Annotated in this window: 20 protein-coding genes and 2 tRNA genes; 12 read left to right on the forward strand and 10 right to left on the reverse strand. The window is 62.8% G+C overall.

The annotated features are described in order from the left end of the window. The first annotated feature begins 149 nt into the window (after positions 1-149). From BMX92_RS09055 to BMX92_RS09080, 6 genes are all read left to right on the forward strand, one after another. Positions 150-422, forward strand: coding sequence for an HU family DNA-binding protein (locus BMX92_RS09055; protein ID WP_093015310.1), 273 nt, complete (start codon positions 150-152; stop codon positions 420-422). Between the two features lie 233 nt (positions 423-655). Next, positions 656-1,228, forward strand: a complete 573-nt coding sequence (locus BMX92_RS09060) for a septal ring lytic transglycosylase RlpA family protein (protein WP_256213332.1) — start codon at positions 656-658, stop codon at positions 1,226-1,228. 8 nt (positions 1,229-1,236) lie between these two features. Further along, complete coding sequence (locus tag BMX92_RS09065; RefSeq protein ID WP_218145746.1) at positions 1,237-1,833, forward strand: nucleotidyltransferase family protein; 597 nt, start codon at positions 1,237-1,239, stop codon at positions 1,831-1,833. A gap of 74 nt (positions 1,834-1,907) precedes the next feature. Further along, positions 1,908-1,984, forward strand: a tRNA-His gene (locus tag BMX92_RS09070). Between the two features lie 122 nt (positions 1,985-2,106). After that, on the forward strand, positions 2,107-2,478 hold the full coding sequence (hisI, locus tag BMX92_RS09075; protein ID WP_093015625.1) for a phosphoribosyl-AMP cyclohydrolase: 372 nt from the start codon (positions 2,107-2,109) through the stop codon (positions 2,476-2,478). Then, a complete protein-coding gene (locus tag BMX92_RS09080; protein ID WP_093015316.1) occupies positions 2,465-2,995 on the forward strand; it encodes a hypothetical protein in 531 nt (176 codons plus the stop codon). Before hisI ends, BMX92_RS09080 begins: the two co-directional genes overlap by 14 nt. On the opposite strand, the gene BMX92_RS09085 is transcribed toward BMX92_RS09080, so the two are convergent. From BMX92_RS09085 to BMX92_RS09095, 3 genes are all read right to left on the reverse strand, one after another. Then, on the reverse strand, positions 2,989-3,615 hold the full coding sequence (locus BMX92_RS09085) for a YitT family protein (protein ID WP_093015319.1): 627 nt from the start codon (positions 3,613-3,615) through the stop codon (positions 2,989-2,991). The genes BMX92_RS09080 and BMX92_RS09085 overlap by 7 nt on opposite strands. A gap of 118 nt (positions 3,616-3,733) precedes the next feature. Then, positions 3,734-4,873, reverse strand: a complete 1,140-nt coding sequence (locus tag BMX92_RS09090) for an aspartyl/asparaginyl beta-hydroxylase domain-containing protein (protein ID WP_093015323.1) — start codon at positions 4,871-4,873, stop codon at positions 3,734-3,736. A 40-nt stretch (positions 4,874-4,913) separates the two neighbouring features. Next, positions 4,914-6,110 (reverse strand): MFS transporter, encoded by a 1,197-nt coding sequence (locus tag BMX92_RS09095; protein ID WP_093015627.1) that lies wholly within the window; start codon positions 6,108-6,110, stop codon positions 4,914-4,916. A 173-nt stretch (positions 6,111-6,283) separates the two neighbouring features. Here BMX92_RS09095 and BMX92_RS09100 point away from each other — a divergent pair, with 173 nt between their 5' ends. After that, complete coding sequence (locus tag BMX92_RS09100; RefSeq protein WP_093015630.1) at positions 6,284-7,201, forward strand: EamA family transporter; 918 nt, start codon at positions 6,284-6,286, stop codon at positions 7,199-7,201. Positions 7,202-7,207: 6 nt separating this feature from the next. Here BMX92_RS09100 and BMX92_RS09105 read toward each other — a convergent pair whose 3' ends face one another. Genes BMX92_RS09105 through BMX92_RS09115 form a run of 3 tightly spaced genes read right to left on the reverse strand, consistent with a single transcriptional unit; the run spans position 7,208 to position 11,162 of the window. Then, positions 7,208-7,909 carry a L,D-transpeptidase family protein gene (locus BMX92_RS09105; protein ID WP_093015326.1) on the reverse strand — a complete coding sequence of 234 codons (702 nt, stop codon included), beginning with the start codon at positions 7,907-7,909 and terminating at the stop codon, positions 7,208-7,210. A 40-nt stretch (positions 7,910-7,949) separates the two neighbouring features. Next, positions 7,950-10,217, reverse strand: coding sequence for an NADP-dependent malic enzyme (locus tag BMX92_RS09110; protein ID WP_093015330.1), 2,268 nt, complete (start codon positions 10,215-10,217; stop codon positions 7,950-7,952). Between the two features lie 27 nt (positions 10,218-10,244). Continuing rightward, positions 10,245-11,162 carry a LysR family transcriptional regulator gene (locus BMX92_RS09115; RefSeq protein WP_093015333.1) on the reverse strand — a complete coding sequence of 306 codons (918 nt, stop codon included), beginning with the start codon at positions 11,160-11,162 and terminating at the stop codon, positions 10,245-10,247. A gap of 96 nt (positions 11,163-11,258) precedes the next feature. On the opposite strand from BMX92_RS09115, the gene BMX92_RS09120 reads away from it, so the two are divergent. From BMX92_RS09120 to alaS, 5 genes are all read left to right on the forward strand, one after another. Continuing rightward, positions 11,259-13,370, forward strand: a complete 2,112-nt coding sequence (locus tag BMX92_RS09120) for a malate synthase G (RefSeq protein ID WP_093015336.1) — start codon at positions 11,259-11,261, stop codon at positions 13,368-13,370. 150 nt (positions 13,371-13,520) lie between these two features. Continuing rightward, positions 13,521-14,147, forward strand: a complete 627-nt coding sequence (locus BMX92_RS09125; protein ID WP_093015339.1) for a glutathione S-transferase family protein — start codon at positions 13,521-13,523, stop codon at positions 14,145-14,147. After that, a complete protein-coding gene (locus BMX92_RS09130) occupies positions 14,134-15,393 on the forward strand; it encodes a M24 family metallopeptidase (RefSeq protein WP_093015342.1) in 1,260 nt (419 codons plus the stop codon). The genes BMX92_RS09125 and BMX92_RS09130 overlap by 14 nt, the downstream gene beginning before the upstream one ends. A gap of 152 nt (positions 15,394-15,545) precedes the next feature. Beyond that, the gene (locus BMX92_RS09135) at positions 15,546-15,860 is read left to right on the forward strand and encodes a hypothetical protein (RefSeq protein ID WP_093015345.1); all 315 of its coding nucleotides are present in this window, start codon (positions 15,546-15,548) and stop codon (positions 15,858-15,860) included. A gap of 99 nt (positions 15,861-15,959) precedes the next feature. Further along, positions 15,960-18,623, forward strand: a complete 2,664-nt coding sequence (gene alaS / locus BMX92_RS09140; RefSeq protein WP_093015347.1) for an alanine--tRNA ligase — start codon at positions 15,960-15,962, stop codon at positions 18,621-18,623. Positions 18,624-19,746: 1,123 nt separating this feature from the next. Here alaS and BMX92_RS09145 read toward each other — a convergent pair. The 4 genes from BMX92_RS09145 to BMX92_RS09160 form a co-directional block, all read right to left on the reverse strand. Further along, positions 19,747-19,822, reverse strand: a tRNA-Lys gene (locus tag BMX92_RS09145). A 650-nt stretch (positions 19,823-20,472) separates the two neighbouring features. Then, on the reverse strand, positions 20,473-21,096 hold the full coding sequence (locus BMX92_RS09150) for a hypothetical protein (protein WP_093015350.1): 624 nt from the start codon (positions 21,094-21,096) through the stop codon (positions 20,473-20,475). Next, entirely contained in the window at positions 21,083-22,261 is a 1,179-nt protein-coding gene (locus tag BMX92_RS09155) for a helix-turn-helix domain-containing protein (protein ID WP_093015353.1), read from the reverse strand. Before BMX92_RS09155 ends, BMX92_RS09150 begins: the two co-directional genes overlap by 14 nt. Next, positions 22,254-23,597, reverse strand: a complete 1,344-nt coding sequence (locus tag BMX92_RS09160) for a 7-cyano-7-deazaguanine synthase (RefSeq protein WP_218145747.1) — start codon at positions 23,595-23,597, stop codon at positions 22,254-22,256. The genes BMX92_RS09155 and BMX92_RS09160 overlap by 8 nt, the downstream gene beginning before the upstream one ends. Position 23,598 lies beyond the last annotated feature (1 nt).

The raw sequence follows: 23,598 nt of genomic DNA on the forward strand, positions 1-23,598 counted from the left end.
CCGATCGACAGGCGCGACAGGGCGCAAATTTTTGATCGAAGCGGGGAACTTCGTCGCTTTCCCTTTGACAGGCCCGGAAAACCGGGCCTTATTGCCCGCCCTACGCCGCGATTCCTAACGAACAAACAGCACAAGGGGGTTCCCAAGGCATGAATAAGCAGGATCTGATCAGCGCGGTCGCTGAAAGCAGCGGCCTTAGCAAGAATGACGCGACGAAGGCTGTGGAAGGCGTGTTCGACGCCATCACCGCGTCGCTGAAGAAGGGCGACGAAGTCCGCCTTGTCGGTTTTGGCACTTTCTCGGTTTCCCAGCGCAAGGCCTCGACCGGCCGCAACCCGCGCACCGGTGAGACCATGACGATCAAGGCTTCGGCACAGCCGAAGTTCAAGGCCGGCAAGGGCCTGAAGGATTCGGTCAACTGACGGGCGGGGCGCCTGCGATAAGCGGGCGCCCACCGTTTGACCTTCTGCCGGCGTCGCGGTCGGAAAGTTTTTCAGGAGAGTAGTGCGGCCACGGCGCAAAGCCCGGAACCGTACAGGCATGTCTAAGGTGGAAAGGGACGAAAGGCGCCAACGCCCTTCGTCCCTTTCTTTTTGCGTTAACGCTGGACTAGCGCGCATATGTGGCGCGTCCGGCGATCTGGGATGAAAGCGTCATGAGCAAGGCTGGAGCCGGGATGCGGGCGGGATGGGCGATGATGGCCATCGTCGCGCTGTCGGCCTGTGGCGGCGGCAATTACCGCCCGGTGCGGGACATGCCGGTCAGGATCGGGCCGCCTTACAAGGTGCGGGGCGTGACTTATACGCCCGCCGCCGATCCGACCTATGACATGCTGGGCTATGCCAGTTGGTACGGATCGGAATCGGGCAATCGCACCGCCAATGGCGAGCGGTTTCGCGCCAAATGGGTCACAGCCGCGCATGTTACGCTTCCCTTGCCCAGCTATGTTGAAGTGACGGCGCTGGAAACCGGGCGGACCATTCTGGTCCGGATCAATGATCGTGGTCCCTTCGCGGGGCGGGGCCGGATCATCGACCTGTCGCGCGGGGCGGCCGATGAACTGGGCATCCGGGCGCAGGGCCATGCGCCGGTACGGGTCCGCATCGTCGATCCGCCGGAAAAGGACCGAGCCAGCCTGCGCAAGGGCAAGCCCGCCCGCGTGCGGCCCAGCCTGACGGCGGACGCGCTCGCCAATTTGCGCGCGCAGTTGCAGGCTTCCGGGCAATGAGCGGGGCGGTGGCGACGGAAGAAGATGTTCGCCGCCTTGCCGCCAGCCATCCCGTCGTTGCTACCCTATTGTCCCGGTGGGAGAGCGTGCGACTGCCTGATGCCTGGCTGTCCGGCAGTTTGCTGGCGCAGGCGCGCTGGAACGCGCGATTCGGTTTTCCGCCGATCCACGGCATTGCCGATGCCGACATCATCTATTTCGACGCCAGCGACCTGTCGGAGGCGGGCGAGCAGGCGAATGCGGAGAGATTGCAGGCGCTCTATGCCGGCCTGCCGGTGCGGTTGGACGTGAAGAATGAGGCGCGGGTGCATCTGTGGTACCCTGACCATTTCGGGAAGGTCATTCCGCCCTATCGATCGGCGATCCATGCGACCACGACCTTTCCAACCACCGTGTCGGCCGTCGCGATCCGGCCGGATGCGCTGTCCGCACCCTTTGGTCTGGATGATCTGATGCAGCCTGTGGTGCGGGCCAATGCGACGCTGATCGATCAGGCCTATTATGAGGCGAAGGCGCGGCGATGGGCGGAATATTGGCCCGATCTGACGATCCTGCCATGGCGCGAGGCCGTTCATTACCCCGGAGAAAATGGAGCATCGCAATAAAGTGGTCATTGTCCGCTTGACGGGCGCGGATCGGCCGCATATGTGGCCCTTCTCTCGGGGCAACGGCCCCTGTGGCGATCGTAGCTCAGTTGGTTAGAGCGCTGGTTTGTGGTACCAGAGGTCGCGGGTTCGGATCCCGTCGATCGCCCCATTTCCCCTTATTATTCCGAAAGCTAGAAGGGGAAGGCGCCGCTGCAAGGCGGCGGACTTTTCACTTTGCCGATACCGAAAAAGCGGTTCCCACCATCCTGCGCTATGTTCTATAGCGCGCGCATGGATGATGCGCGCGACAAGGGGCTGACCCTCAATCCGAAATATGACCGGGATGGCCTGATCACTGCTGTCGTGACGGATCATGCCAGCGGTGACGTGCTGATGGTCGCGCATATGAACGAACAGGCGCTGCGCCTGACGGTGGACACGGGGCTTGCCCATTTCTGGTCGCGCAGCCGACAGGCGTTGTGGAAGAAGGGCGAGACGTCCGGTCATATGCTGGAAGTGCGCGACCTGCGCATCGATTGCGATCAGGATGCCGTCTGGGTGAAGGCGGCGCCTGCTGGCCCGACCTGCCACACTGGCGCGCGCTCCTGTTTCTTCCGCCGGATCGGGGCGGAGGGCCTTAGCAGCGTCGATGCGGCGGACTAGCCTTACGATCCTTCTTCTGCTGGCCGGGTGCCAGCGTGCGCCGACCGGGAGCGATGCCGCTGCTTCGGATAGCGCGCCGACGTCCGGTCTGGAACGGGCCGCGATCGACAGCGGCGCCATTGCAGATGCGGCGCGAATCTCGCCGGTCGGCCTGTATCAGCATAGCCATGAAGCGGGTCGGGATGCGCTGTGCGTCATGCCCGGCAAGGATGGGCAATTCCGCTTCGGGCTGGAGGCCGTCTTTGGCGAGGAGCCCAATTGCCGGGGGCATGGCACCGCGCGCCGCGCAGGCGACAAACTGATCCTGAGTTTCAAGGGCGGCGACCGGTGCATCGTCGTGGCGCAATATGATGGCGATCAGGTCGCTTTGCCGGGCGTGGTCGACATGGCCTGTGCAGATCTGTGCGAAGGGCGGGGATCGCTGGAGGGCGTATCCTTCCCCCGGATCGCCAGTGATGCCGCCACGGCGCTGCGCGCACGGGACCGCAGCGGCGATCCGCTATGCGAGGCTCAATGACCGATATAGCGGCCGGGGCGATGATTGACCATCAGCACGGCATTCATCGCCGCCGCTGACAGGACCGACAGGCCGAACCGTTCGAAGCTGAGCGCCGGCAGCGACGCGAGCAGGATCAATATGTCGCAGCCCATCTGCGTTCGCCCGGCATTCCAGCCGCGCGATTTTTGCAGGATCAAAGCGATCACGCCCACGCCGCCCACGCCCGCGCCATGACGGGCGATGGCCAGGATGCCGAAGCCGATGATCGATCCGCCGAACAGGGCAGCGAAGAGCGGGCTGATCCGGGCGATCTGCATTGCGGCGGGCATGATGAGGCCGACGGCCATGATCGCCACATTGGCGAACAGCGTCTTGAGGCCGAAGGCCAGCCCCATCGCCCGCCCGGCGAATAGGAAGAAGGGCAGGTTGATCAACAGGAACAGGGCGGCCGGCGGCCAGTGGATGATGTAGGAGAGCAGCAGCGCGATGCCCGCCATGCCGCCCGTCACCAGATTGGCCTGTTTCAGCAACACCAGGCCCATGGCGATGAAGGCACAGCCGATGGCGATCGCATAGCCATCCTCGGCCAGACTGTGGGGGCGGGGCATCGGCGCCGAAGACGGGATCACAGGGGGCATGGGCGAAGTCCGTAAAGCGGGAGCGCCCCGGTCATCCTCCTGTTATATTGTTGCGCATGATCATAACGAAGTTGCGAGCGCTTGCAAAGCCCGGATCAACTTTCCCCGATCATCCGCCCTATGCCCCGTTGTCGATCTGGGCGGGGCCGAAGGCGTCGATCGCCTGGAACAGGCTAGCCAGCGCTTCGCGCTCTTCCATGCCGATTTCCGGACGCCAGACTTCGAACAGCAGGATGATCCGCGTTTCGCCGCTGCGGTTCCAGGCTTCATGTTCGATGCTGTCGTCGAACAACAGCATTTCGCCCTTGCGCCAGGCGCGGGTTTCCGCGCCGACGCGCAGCGCGCAATCATCCGGCACCAGCAGCGGCAGGTGGCAGATCAGTCGGGTGTTGAGCAGGCCATGATGCGGCTGGATATGGGTGCAGGGCTTCAATAGCGACCAGAGGGCGTTGGGCGAGCGGCCTGTAATGCGCGGCATGGGCGCATGGGCAAGCGCCGCCATCACCGCCGGGCAGCGTGCGGAATTGTCGGCTACGGGTGCGCCATTCTGCCAGAAATAGAAAGCGCCCCAGCTTGGATCGTCGCGCAGCGGATTATTGGGGGCGGGGCGATCGATGGATGTCTGAACATAGGGCGCGAATTCCGCCTCCTGCGTGCGCACCGCCACCAGTTCCGCGACGATGGCGTCGGTCATCGCCTCGATCGGGGCGACCCAGTCGAATTCAGGACGTTCGTAGAAGGCGCGCTGGGGCAGGCCGGGGAAATAGAACATGCTGGGCTGTTGCAGATGGAGGCTGGTCTTTCCCAGCAGCAGGTCGGTCGCCTGCGCGATCCGGGGCAGCGGCGGCAGATCGCGGATCGCATTGGTCAGATGATATTCGAACTTCTGGCTGGATTGCGCGATGCTGGTCTGCGCCTGCTGAAGCAGGGGCTGGATCTGGGGTGGCGCGCCCGTTGCGGCGGCTTGAGCCAGGGCGGCGCGGTACCAGCTTATCGATCCGCGCTCATCCCCGCGACGCAGCGCATTCTGCCCCATGGCGAGCAGCGCGGGGAGATTGCGCATGTCGCCATCCAATATGCGGCGCAGCGCGGCGGCTTCGCCATCCAGATCGCCATTGCGATTATGCGCCTGCGCCAGTAGCATCGCCGGCGGATCGGTCATCTCGTCCAGCGCCGCCAGCGCCACCCGGATATCGCCACGGCGCAGCGCCGCCAAAGCGGCGTCCCGCAGCGCCGTCTCTCTTGCCTGATCGTTCATCGCTCCGCCTTATCGGGTGGTAAGGCGGGACGAAAGCGGCTTATTCGGCGGCGGCGGGTGCGAAGTCCGGTTGCCGGCGTTCCAGCGTGATAGCGATCAGGAAGATCACGAGGCCGCCCAGCGACAGCGCGCAACCGATCCAGCCGGTCGATACCAGGCCATAGCCAGCTGCAATAGACAGGCCGCCCAGCCATGGGCCAAGCGCGTTGGCGATGTTGAAGGCGCTGTGGTGCAGCGCTGCCGCCAGCGTCTGTGCGTCGCCGGCGACGTCCATCAGGCGAGCCTGCAACGGCGTGCCCATGCCACCGCCAATGCCGATCAGGAAGACGATGAGGCTGAGACTCCAGATATTGCCCGCCATGAAGGGGAAGAGAGCGAGCGCGGCGGCACTCCACAGCAGCACGCCGATCACCGTGCGGTTGAGCGCGCGGTCCGCCAGCCAGGCAATGGCCAGATTGCCGAGCGTCATGCCCAGTCCGAAGACGATCAGGATCAGCGGTACATAGGTCTCGGCGACATGGGTCACTTCGATCATGGTCGACGCGACATAGGTATAGACCGCGAACAGACCGCCAAAGCCGATCGCGCCGGTCAGCAGCGTCAGCCACACCTGCGACTTGCCGAGCGCGCTCAGTTCGCGCATCGGGCTGGCCTTGGGATCACCAGCGTCGCGGGGGGCATAGAGCGCGACGAGGGTCATGGTCAGCACGGCCAGTGCGGCGACGATGAAGAAGCCCGACCGCCAGCCGAGTATCTGTCCCATCCAGTTGGCGACGGGCACGCCCAATACCGTGGCGATGGTCAGGCCCGACATCACCTTGGCGATGGCCAAAGTCCGCTTTTCGATCGGTACCAGACTGGCAGCGACCAGTGCGGCGACGCCGAAATAGGCGCCATGGGGAACGCCAGACAGGAAGCGGAAGAGCAGCAGGGAATGATAGCTGGGCGACAAAGCGGACAAAGCGTTGCCGATCGCGAACATCGCCATCAGGCCGATCAGGAGCGTGCGGCGCGGCAGACGTGCGGCAAAGGCAGCGATCACCGGCGCACCGGCGACAACGCCCAGCGCATAGGCGCTGATCGCATGGCCGGCGGTCGGCGCGTCGATATGCAGGTCGCGGGCGAAGAAGGGCAGCAGGCTCATCGACGCAAATTCAGTGGTGCCGATGGCAAATGCGCCGACCGAAAGCGCGAACAGGACGAGCGCGGGGTGCGCTTTATGAGGCTGGGCGCCCATGGCAAGCTCCATGCTGCAATGCAAAATATACGGAAGTCCCGCAAATGGGCTTGCTGACAGCGTTGGTCAACCCCGCATTCATATGAGATTCTTGCAGCTGCGACGGCATATCTTGCAAGCGCTGGCGTGAAGCGATGGGTCGCGCCTGCCGGATAATCGGCTATAGCGGCCGCATGACTGGGATAATAGGGACTGGGAAAATCGGGACTGGGAAAATCGGGCAGGACGGGCGCGCCGTCATCATCGGGGCTGCGGCAGTGTTGGCGTCGCTGACATCGGTTACGCTGGGGGCGGCCATAGCCAAGACCCTGTTCCCGGTGGTGGGCGCCTATGGCATCACCAGCCTGCGGGTGGGGCTGGGTGCGATCCTGCTATTGCTGTTCCGGCGACCCTGGCGGCGGGCTATCCCGGTAGGGGTACGCTGGCCGCTGCTGGCTTATGGTGCTGTGCTGGGGCTGATGAACATCCTGATCTATCAGGCGTTCGCCCGCATCCCGATCGGTATTGCCATTGCGATCGAAGTGATCGGGCCACTGGCTGTCGTCCTGTTCGGTTCGCGCAGGCCGCGCGATTTTCTATGGCTGGCGGCGGCGGTCGGCGGATTGCTGCTGCTCTTGCCCCTGCGCAGCGATGCGGCGCTCGATCCGTGGGGCGTTGGCTTTGCGCTGGCGGCAGCGGCCTGCTGGGCGACCTATATCCTGACGGGCAAGCGGGTGTCCGGCGCGCTGGGCGGCGATGCGGTCGCCTGGGGCATGCTGATCGCGGCGGTCCTGATCCTGCCCGTGGGGGTCGCCCATCAGACTGAGGCGCTGTTCAGTTCGCATGTGCTGCTGCTGGGCGTGGCGATTGCCGTCTTGTCCAGCGCCTTGCCCTATTCGCTGGATATGGAGGCGATGCAGCGATTGCCGGCGCCGGTGTTCGGCCTGATGGTCAGTTCCGCGCCGGCCGTGGGGGCGGTGATCGGCTTTGCCTTGCTGGGCGAACGGCTCACGCCGCTTCAGTGGATCGCGATCCTGTGCATCATGGCGGCTTCGGGCGGCAGCGCGCTGACGGCCGGGCATAAGCCAGCGATCGAGGATGCGCCGCAATGATGCGGGTCAGCCGTTCACTTTCGCCTGGCTGACGTCCAGCATCTTGCCCTCGGTAATGACGACAAGGTCGCCGATCTTGGTCACGCCGAACAATTTTTGCGCAAAGGCCGTGGGCACGCCGATGCAGCCATGGGTGCCGCGGCCCCATTGCACGTCGCTGCCATGGATGAACACGCCGTCGCTGGTCAGACGCTGGGCAAAGGGCATGGGCGCATTGTCATAGGTGCGCGAATAATAGTCCGCGACCTTCTGGGTGATGGGGAAGGCGCCTTTCGGGCTGGGCTTGTCGGTCGCGCCATAGAGGATGACGGCCGCGCCGATTTCATAGCCGTCGCGGAACACCGACAGGGTTTGCGCCCGCAGGTCTACGGTGATGATGACGCGGCCTGTCTTGGGCGCGCCATTTTCGTCCCAGGCATAATCGCCATGGCGGAACGGACCGTCGATCTTCAGCACGCGCTTCACGCGAAGGGCGTTGGGATCGACGGTCATGCCCTGATCGCTGCGCAGTTCGGCAGGCTTGGCTGGGGGCTTGGGCGAGGCAGGGGGCGGCGCTGCATCGGCCTTCGCCGCTGCTGCGGGCGCTTGCGGCTTGGCCTTTCCGGCGAACGCGCGCCAGTCGATCGACGCGCCGACCACCAGCGCCGTCACCGCCAATACGCCGCCGATCGCCAGCTTCGGTCCAAAACCCGCCATCTTCGTCTTCATGCCTCCATTCGCGTGGCAGGATAGACGGGAAAGGTTAAGCTCAGCCTTCCCGCGCCACTTCCGCCGCCGCGATTGCCGTCAGGTTCAGGATGCCGCGCGACGTTACGCCGGGCGTCAGCACATGGATCGGCTTGGTCAGGCCCATCAGCATCGGGCCGACCGTCGGCGAACTGGACGAGGCCGACAGCGCGGTCAGCGTGATGTTCGCCGCATCAAGGTTCGGCATGACGAGCAGGTTAGCCGGGCCTTCAAAGCGCGAATCGGGGATCAGCCGTTCGCGCAGCGACTGACTGAGCGCTGCGTCTGCATGCATTTCGCCATCTACCGCCAGATCGGGCGCGGCTTCGCGCACCCGATGGAGCGCCTTGCGCATCTTGCGCGCGCTGTCGGTGTGCGAGGCCCCGAAATTGGAGTGGGACAGCAGCGCCACGCGCGGGGTCAGGCCGAAATGCTGCAATTCGGCCGAAGCCGCCAGCGTCATTTCCGCAATCTGTTCTGGCGTCGGATCTGGCACCATATGGGTGTCGGTGATGAACAGCGCGCCTGCGTCCAGGATCAGACCCGACAGCGCATAGACGCGGCTGTGATCGGGCGCGCGATCGATGATGCGCAGCACATGTTCGACCTGGCCCCAATATTCGGACCGGCCACCGACAAGCGCGGCATCGACGCGACCGGTGTGCAGCAGCATCGCTGCGGTGATGGTGGGGCGGCGATAGACATGGCGCAGGATTTCGTCGGCCGGCACGCCCTTGCGTGCGGCGACCGCGCGATAGGCCTCCACCAGTTCACCCATGACCAGATGATCGGTTTCCGGATCGATCAGTTCGACATCGGTGTCGAGATTGAGGCGCAGGCCCAATTCCGGCAATTTCTGTTGCAGGATGCGGCGGCGGCCGACGATGACCGGGCGGACGATGCCTTCGTCCAGCGCATCGCTGATCGCGCGAAGCACGCGGTCATCCTCGCCCTCGCCATAGGCGATGCGGCAGGCGCTGCCACGGGCGGCTTCGAACACGGGCAGCATCAACTGGCCCGACCGCGTGCTCTGGCGGGTCAGGCTGCGTTTATAGTCTTCGAGGTTCAGCGTCTTCTTCGCGACGCCGCTGTCCATCGCCGCCCTGGCGACGGCGACAGCGATCTCGCCGATCAGGCGCGGGTCGAAGGGCGTGGGAATGATATAGTCGGCGCCGAACACCAGCTTGCGGCCGCCATAGGCCTGCGCCACGCTGTCATGCGCGGGCATGCGGGCGAGGGCGGCGATGGCATCAGCGGCGGCGACCTTCATCGCTTCGTTGATCTGCGTCGCGCCGACATCCAGCGCGCCGCGGAAGATATAGGGGAAGCACAGGACGTTGTTGACCTGGTTCGGATAGTCCGACCGGCCAGTGGCGATAATCGCGTCCGGGCGCACTTCGCGAGCGGCCTCCGGGCGGATTTCCGGCTCCGGATTGGCGAGCGCGAAGATCAGCGGATTGGGCGCCATCAGCGGCAGCCATTCGGGCTTCAGCACGCCCGGCGCCGACAGGCCCAGGAACAGATTGGCGCCTGGCAGAACGTCGGGCAGGGTGCGCGCGTTGGTGTTGCGGGCATAGCGCGCCATATTGGGCAGCATGCCTTCGCGGCCCGAATGGATGACGCCATCCTTGTCGGTCATCGTGACGTTTTCGATCGGCAGGCCCATCGACACCAGCAGGTCGACGCAGGCGAGCGCGGCGGCGCCGGCGCCCGACGTCACCAGCTTCGCGTCGGCCAGCGTCTTGCCCTGCAACACCAGCGCGTTGCGCACGGCGGCGGCGACGACGATGGCGGTGCCATGCTGATCGTCATGAAAGACCGGAATGTTCATCCGTTCTTTCAGGCGGCGCTCGATCTCGAAACATTCGGGCGCCTTGATATCTTCCAGATTGATGCCGCCGAAAGTCGGCTCCATCAGCGCGACGGCATCCACGAAGGCATCCGCGTCGGTTGTGTCGATTTCGATGTCGAACACATCGATGTCGGCGAATTTCTTGAAGAGGACGGCCTTGCCCTCCATCACCGGCTTGGAGGCCAGCGCGCCGATCGCGCCCAGGCCCAGAACGGCGGTGCCGTTGGAGATGACGGCGACCAGATTGCCGCGCGCGGTATAGTCCATCGCCTTGTCGGGATCGGCGGCGATCTCCACGCAGGGCGCGGCCACGCCCGGCGAATAGGCCAGCGCAAGGTCGCGCTGGTTCACCATGCGCTTGGTCGGCTCTATGCGGAGCTTACCGGGCTGGGGATAGCGGTGATAGTCAAGGGCGGCGCGGCGGGTGTTGTCGTCCATGCCCGCGGCCTTAGAGCCTTGGTTCCGCTAGGGCAAGACAGTGCGTTCCCCCAACGCTTCCCAAGGTGGCACCGGGACATAAATTGTAACAAGAAAGTCGATGAAGGCACTGATGGCGCGCGGCGGATTGGCTTGCGGCAACTGCACCGCGAACAGGCCGACGTTGCTGGACCCTTCATAGGCGGGAAGAATTTGCTGCACGTCGCCACGCAGCAAAGCTTCGCTAATGTCCCATAGTGACCGCAGTGCGATGCCTCCACCCGCCAGCGTCAGTTCACGCACCAGTTCGCTGCTGTTGGTACGGACATGGCTGCGCCCTTCGACACTGGCGGGGCCTTTGGGGCCGATCAGCCGCCAAGGCATTTGTCCTTCGGCGGCGAGCAGGCGATGATCCTTCAGATCGGTGATGCGGTCGGGCGTGCCATGCTGCGCCAGATAGGCGGGCGATGCGCAGAGGATGCGGCGATTGGTCGCCAGTCGCTGCGCTGTAAGGCCCGGCCCCGGATCGGCGGTGATGCGAATGGCGAGATCGGCCCGGCTTTCGATCAGGTCGGCGAAAACATCCGACAGGTCGACGGTCAGTTCGACCTTCGGATGGGCGTCGATGAAGCGTGGCAGATAGGGCGCCAGATGCATGCGCCCGAAGGAGGTCGGCGCGGTGATGCGCAGCGGGCCGCTGGCCATGGCCGAAGCGCCCGACACGCGCCGTTCCGCCTCATCCAGTGCAGCCAATATGCCGCGCAGGTCGGTGTGGAGTCTCTCGCCCGCCGGGGTCAGCGCCAGTCGCCGGGTGGTGCGATGGACCAGCTTTGCGCCCAACCTTTCTTCCAGTCGGGCGAGGCGTTTCGACATCATCGCGGGCGATATGTGCAGCCTGCGCCCGGCGGCCGCCAGACCGCCTTCGTCCACTATACACACGAACAGTTCATGGTCTGGGTCCATCATATTCGTTCACTGGAAGAATGACTGTCTTCGAATAATAGCGTCTACACCGCATAATGCTAACAGTCTATGAAGGGCGCAACCAATGGAGTGGATAGTATGACCGACCGCATGATCGATAAGGCCGGCCTTCAGGTCGCCGAGCAACTGGCCGATTTCATCGAAGCCCGCGCGCTGCCCGGCACCGGCATCGCGCCCGAAGCCTTCTGGAGCGGCGCGGCCGCCATCTTTGCGCGCTTTGCGCCGGAAAATGCCGCCCTGTTGCGCAAGCGCGACACATTACAGACGCAGATCGACAGCTGGCATGAGCAGCGCCGGGGACAGCCGCATGATCCGCAAGCCTATCAGGACTATCTGCGCGAAATCGGCTATCTGGTCGCTGAGCCTGCGCCCTTCGCCATCGGCAGCGAAAATGTCGATGATGAAGTCGCCCGCATGGCCGGGCCGCAACTGGTCGTCCCGATCCTCAACGCCCGCTTTCTGCTGAACGCGGCCAATGCGCGCTGGGGTAGCCTCTATGATGCGCTCTACGGCACCGACGCCATTCCCGGCGCGGCGGCAGGGAAGGGCTATGATGCCGCGCGCGGCGCGCAGGTCATCGGCTGGGCCAAGGCGTTTCTGAACGACGCCATTCCGCTGGCGAACGGCAGTTGGGCGGATCTGGCAAGCGACGAGATCGTTCTGGCCGATCCGGCGCAGTTTGTCGGCACCAGCGAGAAGGGCCGGTTGTTCCGTCACAACGGCCTGCATATCGAAGTCGTTTTTGACAAGGCGCATCCGATCGGCGCGACCGACCCGGCTGGCATATCCGACGTCATTCTGGAGTCCGCGCTGACCGCCATCTGCGATCTGGAGGACAGCGTCGCCGCCGTCGATGCGGCGGACAAGGTTGCGGCCTATGCCAACTGGCTGGGCCTGATGCAGGGCGACCTGACCGAGACGTTCGAGAAGGGCGGGAGCCAAATGACCCGCGCCCTCAATCCCGACCGCGCCTACACCGCGCCGGACGGCAGCAGCTTCACTTTGCCGGGCCGCAGCCTGCTGTTCGTCCGCAATGTCGGCCATCTGATGACCAATCCGGCCATCCGCCTGCCCGATGGCGAGGAAGCGCCTGAAGGCATATTGGACGGCATCGTCACCAGCCTGATCGCGCTGCACGACCTGAAGCGCGACGGTGGCAACAGCCGTGCCGGCAGCGTCTATATCGTCAAGCCCAAGATGCACGGGCCGGAGGAAGCCGGCTTCACCAACCGCCTGTTCGACGCGATCGAGGATATGTTGGGGATGGCGCGTCATACGCTGAAAGTCGGCGTCATGGACGAGGAGCGCCGCACTTCTGCCAATCTCGCCGCCTGCATTGAAGCGGTTCGGGACCGGATCGTCTTCATCAACACCGGCTTCCTCGACCGCACCGGGGACGAGATGCACACGTCGATGCAGGCCGGTCCGATGATCCGCAAGGGCGAGATGAAGAGCAGCGACTGGATCTCGGCCTATGAGGACCGCAACGTTCAGATCGGCCTTGCCTGTGGCCTGTCCGGCCGGGCGCAGATCGGCAAGGGCATGTGGGCCGCGCCCGATCGCATGGCCGACATGCTGGAGCAGAAGTCGGGCCACCCGAAGAGCGGCGCGAACACCGCCTGGGTTCCCTCGCCGACCGCCGCGACGCTGCACGCGACCCATTATCACCGCATCGATGTCTTCGCCCGTCAGGAAGAGCGCAAGGCGGAGGGGATCGCGCCGCTGGACAAGCTGCTGACCATTCCCGTTGCGGTCGGCCGCAATTTCTCGGACGAAGAAATCGCGCAGGAACTGGATAATAATGCGCAGGGTATCCTTGGCTATGTCGTCCGCTGGGTTGATCAGGGCGTCGGCTGCTCCAAGGTTCCCGACATTCACGATATCGGCCTGATGGAAGACCGTGCGACGCTACGCATCTCTTCGCAGCATATGGCTAACTGGCTGCTGCACGGCGTCTGCACGGCGGAACAGGTCGACGCCGCGCTGGAACGGATGGCGGCCAAGGTCGATGCGCAAAATGCAGGCGACCCGCTCTATCAACCGATGAGCGGGCGCGAGGCCGAGAGCCTCGCCTATCAGGCCGCTCGCGCGCTGGTGTTCGAGGGGGTCGAGCAGCCCAGCGGTTATACAGAGCCTTTGCTTCACGCCTTCCGTGCGGAACAGAAGGCGGAGGCGCTGGAGGACGCGTAACCCGTTGTTCCCCGGCGAAGGCCAGGGTCCAGTTTTTTAAACGCCGCGCTCGACGACTCTGGACCCCGGCCTGCGCCGGGGAACAGGGGTGCCTTGGCAACCCTCCCAAGCTGCGATACGCCATCACCGGCGGGCAGCATGGGAGCCAACATGACCATCATCGTCCATCATCTGAACAACAGCCGGTCGCAACGCATTCTCTGGCTGCTGGAGGAACTGGGCGAACCCTATGAGGTCCGCCGCTATGAGCGCGACCGCAAGACGATGCGGGCGCCCGCATCGCTCCGGGCTATCCATCCGCTCGGCCGTTCCCCGGTAGTGGAGGTGGACGGCCATCGCCTGATCGAAACGGGCGCGATCATGGAACATCTGGTCGCCCGGTCCGGCAACCGTTTCGGCCCGCCTGCCGACGCACAGGGCGCCATCCTCTACCGCCAGTTCCTCCATTATGCCGAAGGGTCGATGATGCCGCCGCTGCTGGCGCTGCTCGTCGTCGGCAAGCTCGGCCTGCTCGGTCGTCCCGCGCGCCCGACGGTGCAGCGCATGCTGGACGATCATCTCGACTGGCTGGAGAGCGAACTGGCGACGCGACGCTATTTTGCGGGGGATGCCTTCACCGCCGCCGACATGATGATGAGCTTCCCGCTGGAGGCGTCCCGTGCGCGTGGCGGCCTTGACAGCAGCCGTCCGCATCTGATCCGCTGGCTGGAAGAGATGCATGCGCGGCCCGCTTATCAGGCTGCGCTCCAGACCGGGGGACATTATGCCTACGCCTGATCGCCGGACCCTGCTGCGCTATGCCGCTGCCGGCCTTGCCACATCGCTGATAAGCCCGCGCCTGTTCGCGCAGGACAAGGCAGGCGAGGCGCTCAAATCCCTGACCGGCGGCGTCACGCCGATCGGCAAGGCCGAGCGCGCTGACCGCCTTGCTCGCGCGCAGACAATGATGCATGCGGCCGGCATCGACGCGCTGCTGGTCGAACCGGGCGCCAGCCTCATATACTATAGCGGCATCCGCTGGTGGCGCAGCGAGCGCCTGACCGCGCTGGTCATCCCGGCCAGCGGCACGCCTCTGGTCGTCTGCCCCTTTTTCGAGAAACCCTCGATCGACGAATCGCTCGCGATTCCTGCTGAAGTCCGCGTCTGGCAGGAGCATGAAAGCCCCTATGCGCCGATCGCCGATTATCTGACCGCGAAGGGGCTGGCCAAGGGGCGCATCGGTATCGAGGAAACGGTCCGCTATTTCGCGGTCGACGGCCTCAAGGTGGCGCTGCCCGCCGCAAGTCTTGTGAAAGACCCCGTCACCCGCGCCATCCGCATGCGCAAGACGGCGGCTGAGATCGCGCTGATGCAGACGGCCGCCGACGTCACCATGGCCGCCTATCGCTGGACCTATCCCCAGGTGAAGGCCGGCATGACCCCCGCCGATATCGGCGCGCTGATGAGCGCTGCGACGAAGCAACTGGGCGGGCAGGTGGAGTTCAACCTCATCCTGCTGGGCGAGGCCGCTGCCTATCCGCATGGCTCCGGCAAGCCGCAGGCGGTGAAGGCAGGGGAAGTCGTGTTGATGGACTGCGGCTGCACGGTCGAGGATTATCAGTCCGACATCAGCCGCACCTTCGTCTATGGCGCGGCCCCCAGCGCGCAGCAGCGCAAGGTCTGGAACGATGTGTCGCAGGGGCAAAAGATCGCCTTCGCGGCCGCGAAGCTTGGCGCCCCCGCCGGTTCGGTCGATGACGCGGTGCGTGGTTGGTATGAAAAGCAGGGCTATGGCCCCGGCTATGCGCTGCCCGGCCTCTCGCACCGTACCGGCCATGGCATCGGCATGGAAGGGCATGAGCCGGTCAACCTCGTCCATGGCGAAACGACGAAGCTGGACGTCGGCATGTGCTTCTCCAACGAACCGGGCCTCTATCTGCCCGGCACCATGGGCATCCGCATGGAGGATTGCTTCCACATGACCGCGCAGGGGCCGAAATGGTTCTCCAAGCCGCCGGTGTCGATCGAGGAGCCGATCGCCTGACAAACTCACGTCAGCTCGGCCTTGAGCCGGGGTCCCGCTGCCTTGCGTCGGCAGAAAGAAGCGGGATCCCGGCTCAAGCCCAGGATGACGGAGTGAGTTTTTTCAACCCACGATCATTTGCTGAAGCCGCCGTTCTTATTTAACATGCCCCCATGAGCTTCTTCATTTATCATCGATATGGTGTTTGCGAGCGTGATCCTTCGCCCTCTATCTTTTCCGCTCTGTTAGATGAACTTAAGGAGCGGTTGGACGATGAGGAGCATGTTTTCGTTTCCGTAATCCATGAAAGCGAATGGGGATTGGGCATTTCGCGCGGCTATTATGTCACGTTCGAGAATGTCGAACTGGATGATGAGCCTCGACATATGCGCGGTGTGTCGCGCGACGAGACTTTAGAAATGATGCAACGTTTATCGGATGGCGATCTTGCCGCATTGGAAAGCAAGCCGTGGCAGCCGGGTTATTGAGCGATCTGTAGCTGCCAGCCTGCACTGGCATGACAGGATGTGACACCACGACCAAATCCCCCGCTTGTGCGGCGGGCCGCTTCCCACTAAATCGCCCCCATGACCTCGACCAACGACATTCGCCGCTCCTTCCTCGACTATTTCGGGGCCAACGGCCACACCATCGTTCCGTCCGCGCCGCTGGTGCCGCACAACGACCCGACGCTGATGTTCGTGAACGCCGGCATGGTGCCGTTCAAGAATGTCTTCACAGGTCTGGAAACGCGCCCCTACAAGACCGCGACGTCGAGCCAGAAGTCGGTCCGCGCCGGCGGCAAGCATAATGACCTCGACAATGTCGGCTATACCGCGCGCCACCATACTTTCTTCGAAATGCTGGGGAATTTCAGCTTCGGCGATTATTTCAAGGAACAGGCGATCCATCATGCCTGGACCCTGCTGACGAAGGAATGGGGTCTGCCCGCCGAAAAGCTGACCGCGACCGTCTACCACACGGACGATGAGGCGTTCGACCTGTGGAAGAAGATTGCGGGCCTGCCCGACCACAAGATCATCCGCATTCCGACCAAGGATAATTTCTGGGCGATGGGTGACAGCGGACCGTGCGGTCCCTGCTCGGAAATCTTCTACGACCATGGCGACCACATCTGGGGTGGCCCTCCCGGTTCGCCGGAGGAAGATGGCGACCGCTTCGTCGAAATCTGGAACCTCGTCTTCATGCAATATGAGCAGGAAGCCAACGAGATCGTTTCGGAACTGCCCAGGCCGTCGATCGACACCGGCATGGGGCTGGAACGCATCGCGGCGGTGATGCAGGGCGTCCATAATAATTATGACACGGACACGTTCAAGGCGCTGATCGCGGATTCTGCCGCGCTGACGAAGACGGCGAGTGATGGCGAGTTTCAGGCGAGCCACCGCGTCATCGCCGATCATCTGCGCTCGACCAGCTTCCTGATCGCCGACGGCGTACTGCCCGCCAATGAAGGCCGCGGCTATGTGCTGCGCCGGATCATGCGCCGGGCCATGCGCCACGCCCATATCATCGGCGCGAAAGACCCGCTGATGTATCGTCTGGTGTCGAGCCTGGTGTCGGAAATGGGCGGCGCCTATCCCGAACTGGTCCGCGCCCAGCCGCTGATCGAGGAAACCCTGCTGCGGGAGGAAACCCGGTTCCGCAAGACGCTGGAAAATGGTCTCAAGCTGCTGGATGATGCGACCGCTGGCCTTGGCGAAGGCGCGGCCCTGCCGGGTGACATAGCGTTCAAGCTCCACGACACCTATGGCTTCCCCTATGATCTGACCGAAGATGCGCTGCGCACGCAGGGGCTTTTGGTCGACCGGGCTGGTTTCGACGCCGCCATGGCGGAGCAGAAGGCCGCCGCGCGCGCCGCGTGGAAGGGGTCAGGCGAAAAGGCGTCGGACGACATCTGGTACGACATCGCCGAAACTCTCGGCAGCACCGAATTCATCGGCTACGCCTCGACCAAGGGCGAGGGCGAAGTGCTGGCCATCATCAAGGACGGCGCGCGCGTCGATAGCGCCAGCGTCGGCGATACCGTCGCGATCATCACCAACCAGACGCCTTTCTACGGCGAAAGCGGCGGCCAGAATGGCGATGCGGGCACGATCACCTCGCTCGGCGGCCTGACGGCGCAAGTCGCGGACACCTCCAAGCCGCTCGGCCGTCTCCACGCGCATCAGGCGACGATCAGTGCAGGCAGCGTCAAGGTGGGTGACACCGTCAACCTCGTCGTCGATGTCGAGCGCCGCGACCGCATCCGCGCCAACCATAGCGCCACGCACCTGCTGCACGCTGCGCTCCGCAAGGAACTGGGCGCGCATGTCACGCAGAAGGGCAGCATGGTTGCAGCAGAGCGCCTGCGCTTCGACTTCAGCCATCCCGAAGCGTTGAGCCACGCCCAGATCGCGAAGATCGAAGCCGATGTGAACGCGCAGATCCGCCATAATGAGGAGGTCACGACCCGCCTCATGACCCCGGATGATGCCATCGCGGCCGGCGCCATGGCGCTGTTCGGCGAGAAATATGGCGATGAAGTCCGCGTCCTGTCGATGGGCCTGCCGGGGGAACCGGGCGGCAACAGCTATTCGGTTGAACTGTGCGGCGGCACCCATGTCCGCGCGACCGGCGATATCGCGCTGTTCAAGATCGTGTCGGAAAGCGCTGTCTCCAGCGGCGTCCGCCGGATCGAGGCGTTGACTGGCGAAGCCGCGCGCCTGTGGCTGATCGACCGCGACGACAAGCTGCGCCAGACCGCCGCTGCACTCAAGACCTCGCCCGACGACGTGCCCGCGCGCATCGCCGCGCTGGTGGAGCAGAGCCGCAAGCTGGAGCGGGAACTGGCCGATGCGAAGAAGGCTCTCGCGCTGGGCGGCGGCGGGGCCGCGCAGGCGGCTGGCCCGGAAAAGATCGGCAGCGTCCACTTCCTTGGCCAGGTGATCGACGGCCTCGACCCCAAGGAACTGCGCGGCATCGTGGACGGCAACAAGAAGACGCTGGGCAGCGGCATTTCCGCCGTGTTGGCCGTGGTCGAAGGTCGCGCCACCATTGCCGTCGGCGTCACCGATGACCTGACCGGCTCGTTCAGCGCCGTCGATCTGGTGCGCGCTGGCGTGGAAGCGCTGGGTGGCAAGGGGGGTGGCGGCCGTCCCGACATGGCGCAGGGCGGTGGCCCGGAAGGCGACAAGGCGCGGGCGGCGATCGACGCGGTCAAGGCCGCGCTGGCGGCAGTACCGGCCTGATTAAGCTATAATAGACTGCTTTCGACGGGTCGGGGAGAAGCGCTTGCTCTAGGGCCGATCGACATTCAGATGATGACGGAGCGAAAATGGTGGATTTTCGCGACCCGGAGCGCAGCGTACTAAAAGTACGTGAGCACCGGAAGCGCGGAAAGCCGCCATTTGCAGCCCGTCAGGGCTGAATGTCGATTGGGCCTAATACCAAGTTGCATTGACAGGAACCTATAGCCAGTTGCTCCCCGGCGAAGGCCGGGGCCAGTTCCGCGCTCAGAACTGGACCCCGGCGTTCGCCGGGGAACTGCCTTATGGGTCAGCATCATCGCATTCTGGTATAAGTGGCGAGCGCTATTTCTGGGATCGTGTCGAAGGGAGGTTGAAAGGGCAAGGATGTCCGATGACAGCTTCCGGAATATTATACTCCGTGGTCTGCGTTGGACACAAGGCGCAGAAAAGCGGTTCGTCCGGAGACCCTGGTGACAATCCGCGGATGAGTGAGCGTTACAGCCTGCTTTCAATCCTGACTGTATCATCTGCGCTACTACGGCAAACGCGCTATGCATAAAACTGGCTTGCCGGGTATGGGGAAACCAGCGACCGGCGCAACACAAGCTGATCGTTTCAGCATGGCATGAGAGCGATAGACAGACGTTTGCGGCATGCTGGCACTGGGCCATTCGCTATCATGCAAGGCCAGATGGCCGTGGATGCCGCACTGGCACGCTTGGGCTGTTCGGTCCTCCCGTTGCCCGGGACCTCCTCCATCGCCCGTTCCCGGGCCGCTGGTGCCCCTTACAGCGGGTTCGAACTATATGGTGGGCATCTGGTCCCTGCAAAGACGTGCGACGAAGCTGGAGACGGCGGGCATGCTGACAGCATCGCTGTTCGGGTCGGAGGACGAAGGCAGGTTCAGTTAGCGCGGGAGTTCCAACTTGCTCGCCGCGTCGGGGTTAAAGGCACTGCCCCCTGAATCACGACGTCGGGGGTTTCCGCATAATGCTGCCAGCACCCTGCGCATTCGGACGTGGGGTGCTGCTACGACGGATAGAAACAGGCCAGGAAGCAAATCCTGAACGACTTTTGAGGCTGGCCCCGATCGGCGCGAGTCTCTGTCTTTTAAGGGAAAATTTGGTGGACGCACTAGGGCTCGAACCTAGGACCCGCTGATTAAGAGTCAGCTGCTCTACCAACTGAGCTATGCGTCCACACCTGGCCTTTGGCAATTCGCTTCATCCGGCCTGATGAAGTAGTGGTGGACGCACTAGGGCTCGAACCTAGGACCCGCTGATTAAGAGACCGCCTTTCTTCTTTGATTTACAAGGATTTTCTTTGTAAACTACCACCGTAAAATGTCACTAAACCTCAAACTGCCGAGGCTAACCGTAAACCGACGAGCCATGATCAGAAAAGTTTCTCAAACACTTTCTACATCCATGATCAGGAGGGCGGAATGATGTTTTCAAATTATTGTTGGGCTGTAGCGGGAAAGTCCATTTTCATCCGTGGCCATTTCAGGCCAATACTTCAGGCTATGCAATGCCATTCGAAATCGCTTGCTTTTGGACGGCGTGGTCGAGCCGCTTTTAGGCAAGGGCTGGGACTTTCGCGACTGTCGGCTTTGGAGCACAGCTTCTCGCAGCCAGACATTCCAGAGGTTTGCTGAAAGGAAAATTCGTGACAGCAATGCATCCCAGCCGAACCATTCTGCCAGCCTGCCGTCGTTTCCGAGTGCTGCCGTTCACGGAAATCAAGCATTGGCTTGTATAAAATTAGAGAGTTTGAGTTGGTGCAATGAGTACTTGTCGTGAATAGGCGGAAATCAGTTGTGCTTGCTGCCAGATACAGACCGCAATGCCTATTGGACTGACAGAACTTGGAAACGATCCTTGTAGCCCGGCAGGCATGTACATCTGCGCGCGTGTTCAAGGCCGATCACGGAGATCACCTGATCGGCGTGATCAGGCGCGATGCGCATTCGTCCTCGGTATAACGCATTGTACAGTGCCTCGGTCGCAGCTTGTTCTCCGAGTTTGCTGACGACCGTAGGATGGCGAATGAGGTTCAACGACCAGGCAGGCGACTGTTGACTCATTATGGCAAGCGCCCTCGCGCGGCCCTTTCGCTCGTCAATGACGGGAACGAATTCGCGCGACCGAGCTATTGCGATGGTTGCGGCTTCTCCATCATCCAGCGAGGGCGCTAAGAGGACCAGTTTCGTGAACATCTGATACTCGTCGTCGGTCATCTCGATCTGTTCGATGAGGCCCAACTTATATGCTTGGGCGAGAAAATCGCGCTCTCCGCTAGATTTGCTACTCTGCCGGTTCAGTTCATCGGACACGATGCCCGGTGTGGCCAGGCGGAAGGGAAGGGCCGCAAGGACTTCCTTCCCGTGCCCCGAGGCGTGAAGGTTGATTACAACGCTTGTGTCCAGGATGAGCGAGGTGCCATGCGCGATCCCCGGATCAAAGTTTGCCATCGAGCTCGCTCTCTTCCAGTTCGATCTGGTCGATAATCCCCCGCAACTCCAACCTGTCGATGCGCAGGAGATCCGCCAGTTGCCCTTCCGACATGAGATCGCGTTTCCACGCAGCGTGGGCCATAAGGCTCAAGCGATGGGACACTTGGCGCTGCGCATCGGTCTTCGCCGGGTCGGGGCGGGCCCCTACATCTCCTAAGACGTCCCGGACATGCTCCTCGGTAATGCCCCCGTTGTCCTGAAACCAGCCCCAGGTTCCCTTATTTGCGAGGCCGAGATCCTCGAGCCGGAGAACACATGCCTGTCGGGAAATATTGTATTCCTGAGCAAGAAGGACAATCAGTCGGCGCGTGACCTTGCCCGTAATCTCCTTTAGGCGGCGAAAGCTCTCTGCAAAGCTCTCGGTTGGAGCGACAAATGCGCGGCCGAAGGCGTTGGCGTACCGCTCTTCGCGGGAGAGAAAGCGTTCATTTTCCTCAAGAACCTCCGGATTGCGGCGCGTACCGATGAAGTGTCCGAGCTCATGGGCGGCCGATTGGATACGCCGTGGAAGGGGATGACTGGCGTTCAGGAAGATGCACGCCCCCACATCCTCGTCGTACGTGAACAGACCGGCGATCTTCGACGAGGGAGACAGGCAGCGCTGATAGAGCCGTATCCCGAGGCCCAGTTCGATGATCGAGAAAATGTCTGCGATCGGTCCCGGCCCCAGCCCGAGCCACTTGCGTAGTTCCTCTGCGTGCCGTTCTGCGAGTTCGACGACATCGCCTTGATCAATGCCCCGTTCCGGTGGGTAATTCGTTTTCCTTCGGATCCCGAGGACATTCTCGATTTCGATATCGGCCTTTATAAGGTCGTTCAGCACTCCAATGGCTTCGAGGGTATGTTCGTCTTCGGATTCCCGCAGCCTGCGGAAGCGGGGTATGAGGTTGGTATGGACAGCTTCACGGCGCAGCAGCGCATTGACGGACATGCCATAGAGTTGCGCGAGCTTCTGGATCTCTTGAATTCTAACTTTTCGAACGCCCTGTTCAATCGATACAAGCGTGGGCCTCGACGTGCCGATAGCCTCGGCCGCACGTTCCTGCTTCACTCCGGCAGTCTCGCGGGCGAGCCGGAGCCGCCGACCAAGTTCCTGTGCGCTGATTTCGACCAGGTCAGTCATGGATGCCTCCCAACCACTTTAGAAGGAAGCTTTGCTCGCCTCGGGAAGCGAGGAATGCGGCCCATTCGTCGGCATGCTGCTTTAATAATAGTCTCAAATTTTTGTTCGTTTCGTTGTTCGTTGCGCCCAGAGCGGTCGCCACTTCCGCTACGTGGACGCGAATTTTCCCGTCGTCCCAAACGGCCATTTCTGCCAGATCCTGGAAGTGGCGAACGCTGGCGGTCCCGTATTCAATCATGATCTCCCGGTCCACCTCGCTCGCTATGGTCGCTAAGGCTTCTGCGGCAGAAGGGGTGCCGAGATCGGAAATGACGTAGGCACCGTCGTGTTCGGTTATGCCGGCTGCGTGCAGACTCATACGGCGAAGCAGGCAGGCCGCGCACAGGCCGCACTGCTTGCGACCGCCGACATTGACGATGCTCCGTTGTTGCCAGCAGGAACGGGTGCTTCTGAGATGACCATCCTCTCGCGAGGGAAGTGCCAGAAAAGCTTTGAGGGTCTGAGCCTTGGTGGACCACAGGCGAGGCTGCTCAAATCGGACTCCGCTACCCAGCGAAAGATCTAGAAATTTTTCCATCAATCGAAAGAAAACGGGATGATTGCGATAGTCGCGGTAGACGCCGTAGGGAGGCAGAAATGCCGGGCCAAGTGCGCCCTGTCCGCTTTCGGGAACGACCACCCGTTCGATTCTGGCTAGATGGGCAGCGATCGCCGTGATCGCCGCGAATTGGAAACCACGCGAGCGAAAACTGCTTTCCCGGCCACGGCTACCGCGGACCTTAAATGGAATCCTGTCGAAATGACTATCTCCATCGGCCCTGCGCTGACGGTTGCCCGACACACGGATGCACAGCACTTTTTCGGCGGGGCCGCACAACGAGGCGACGGCGCGAGAATCTAGTCCGTCGCTATAGGCGATAGCGAATTTCCACCGCTCGTCGAATACGAGCGGGCGCTGCCTACTGCCTATTGGGGCATGGGACTTCGCCTCGCGAAAATGGAAGTGCCATCTATCTCCGGTCAGCTTTGAAAGCGTGGCCTTGAGTGCCTCCTGGACATCGCCGCGGTTCCAGCGCTTCAGATCGATCACCGGTATCGAGAGTTCGAGTGACCGCTTCCAGGTTTGTGGCCGCTTCCATCGCCTGTCCGCCAGTTCAATCGCGGCGCAGATTACAAGGAGGTCATAGTGGCAAGGCTCGAACCCTTTGACATTGTAGCGATCGAGGCCGGATGGATCGAAAACGATTTCAGTTCCGATTTCCGCGACAATTGTGCCGATCGGCTGCTGATTGATCGCAGCTTCGCCGTGCTCAGCCACAAAGAGTCGTTTGTTCATC

Origin of the sequence: Sphingobium sp. YR768 (genome assembly GCF_900111125.1) — a bacterium.
Lineage (GTDB): Bacteria > Pseudomonadota > Alphaproteobacteria > Sphingomonadales > Sphingomonadaceae > Sphingobium.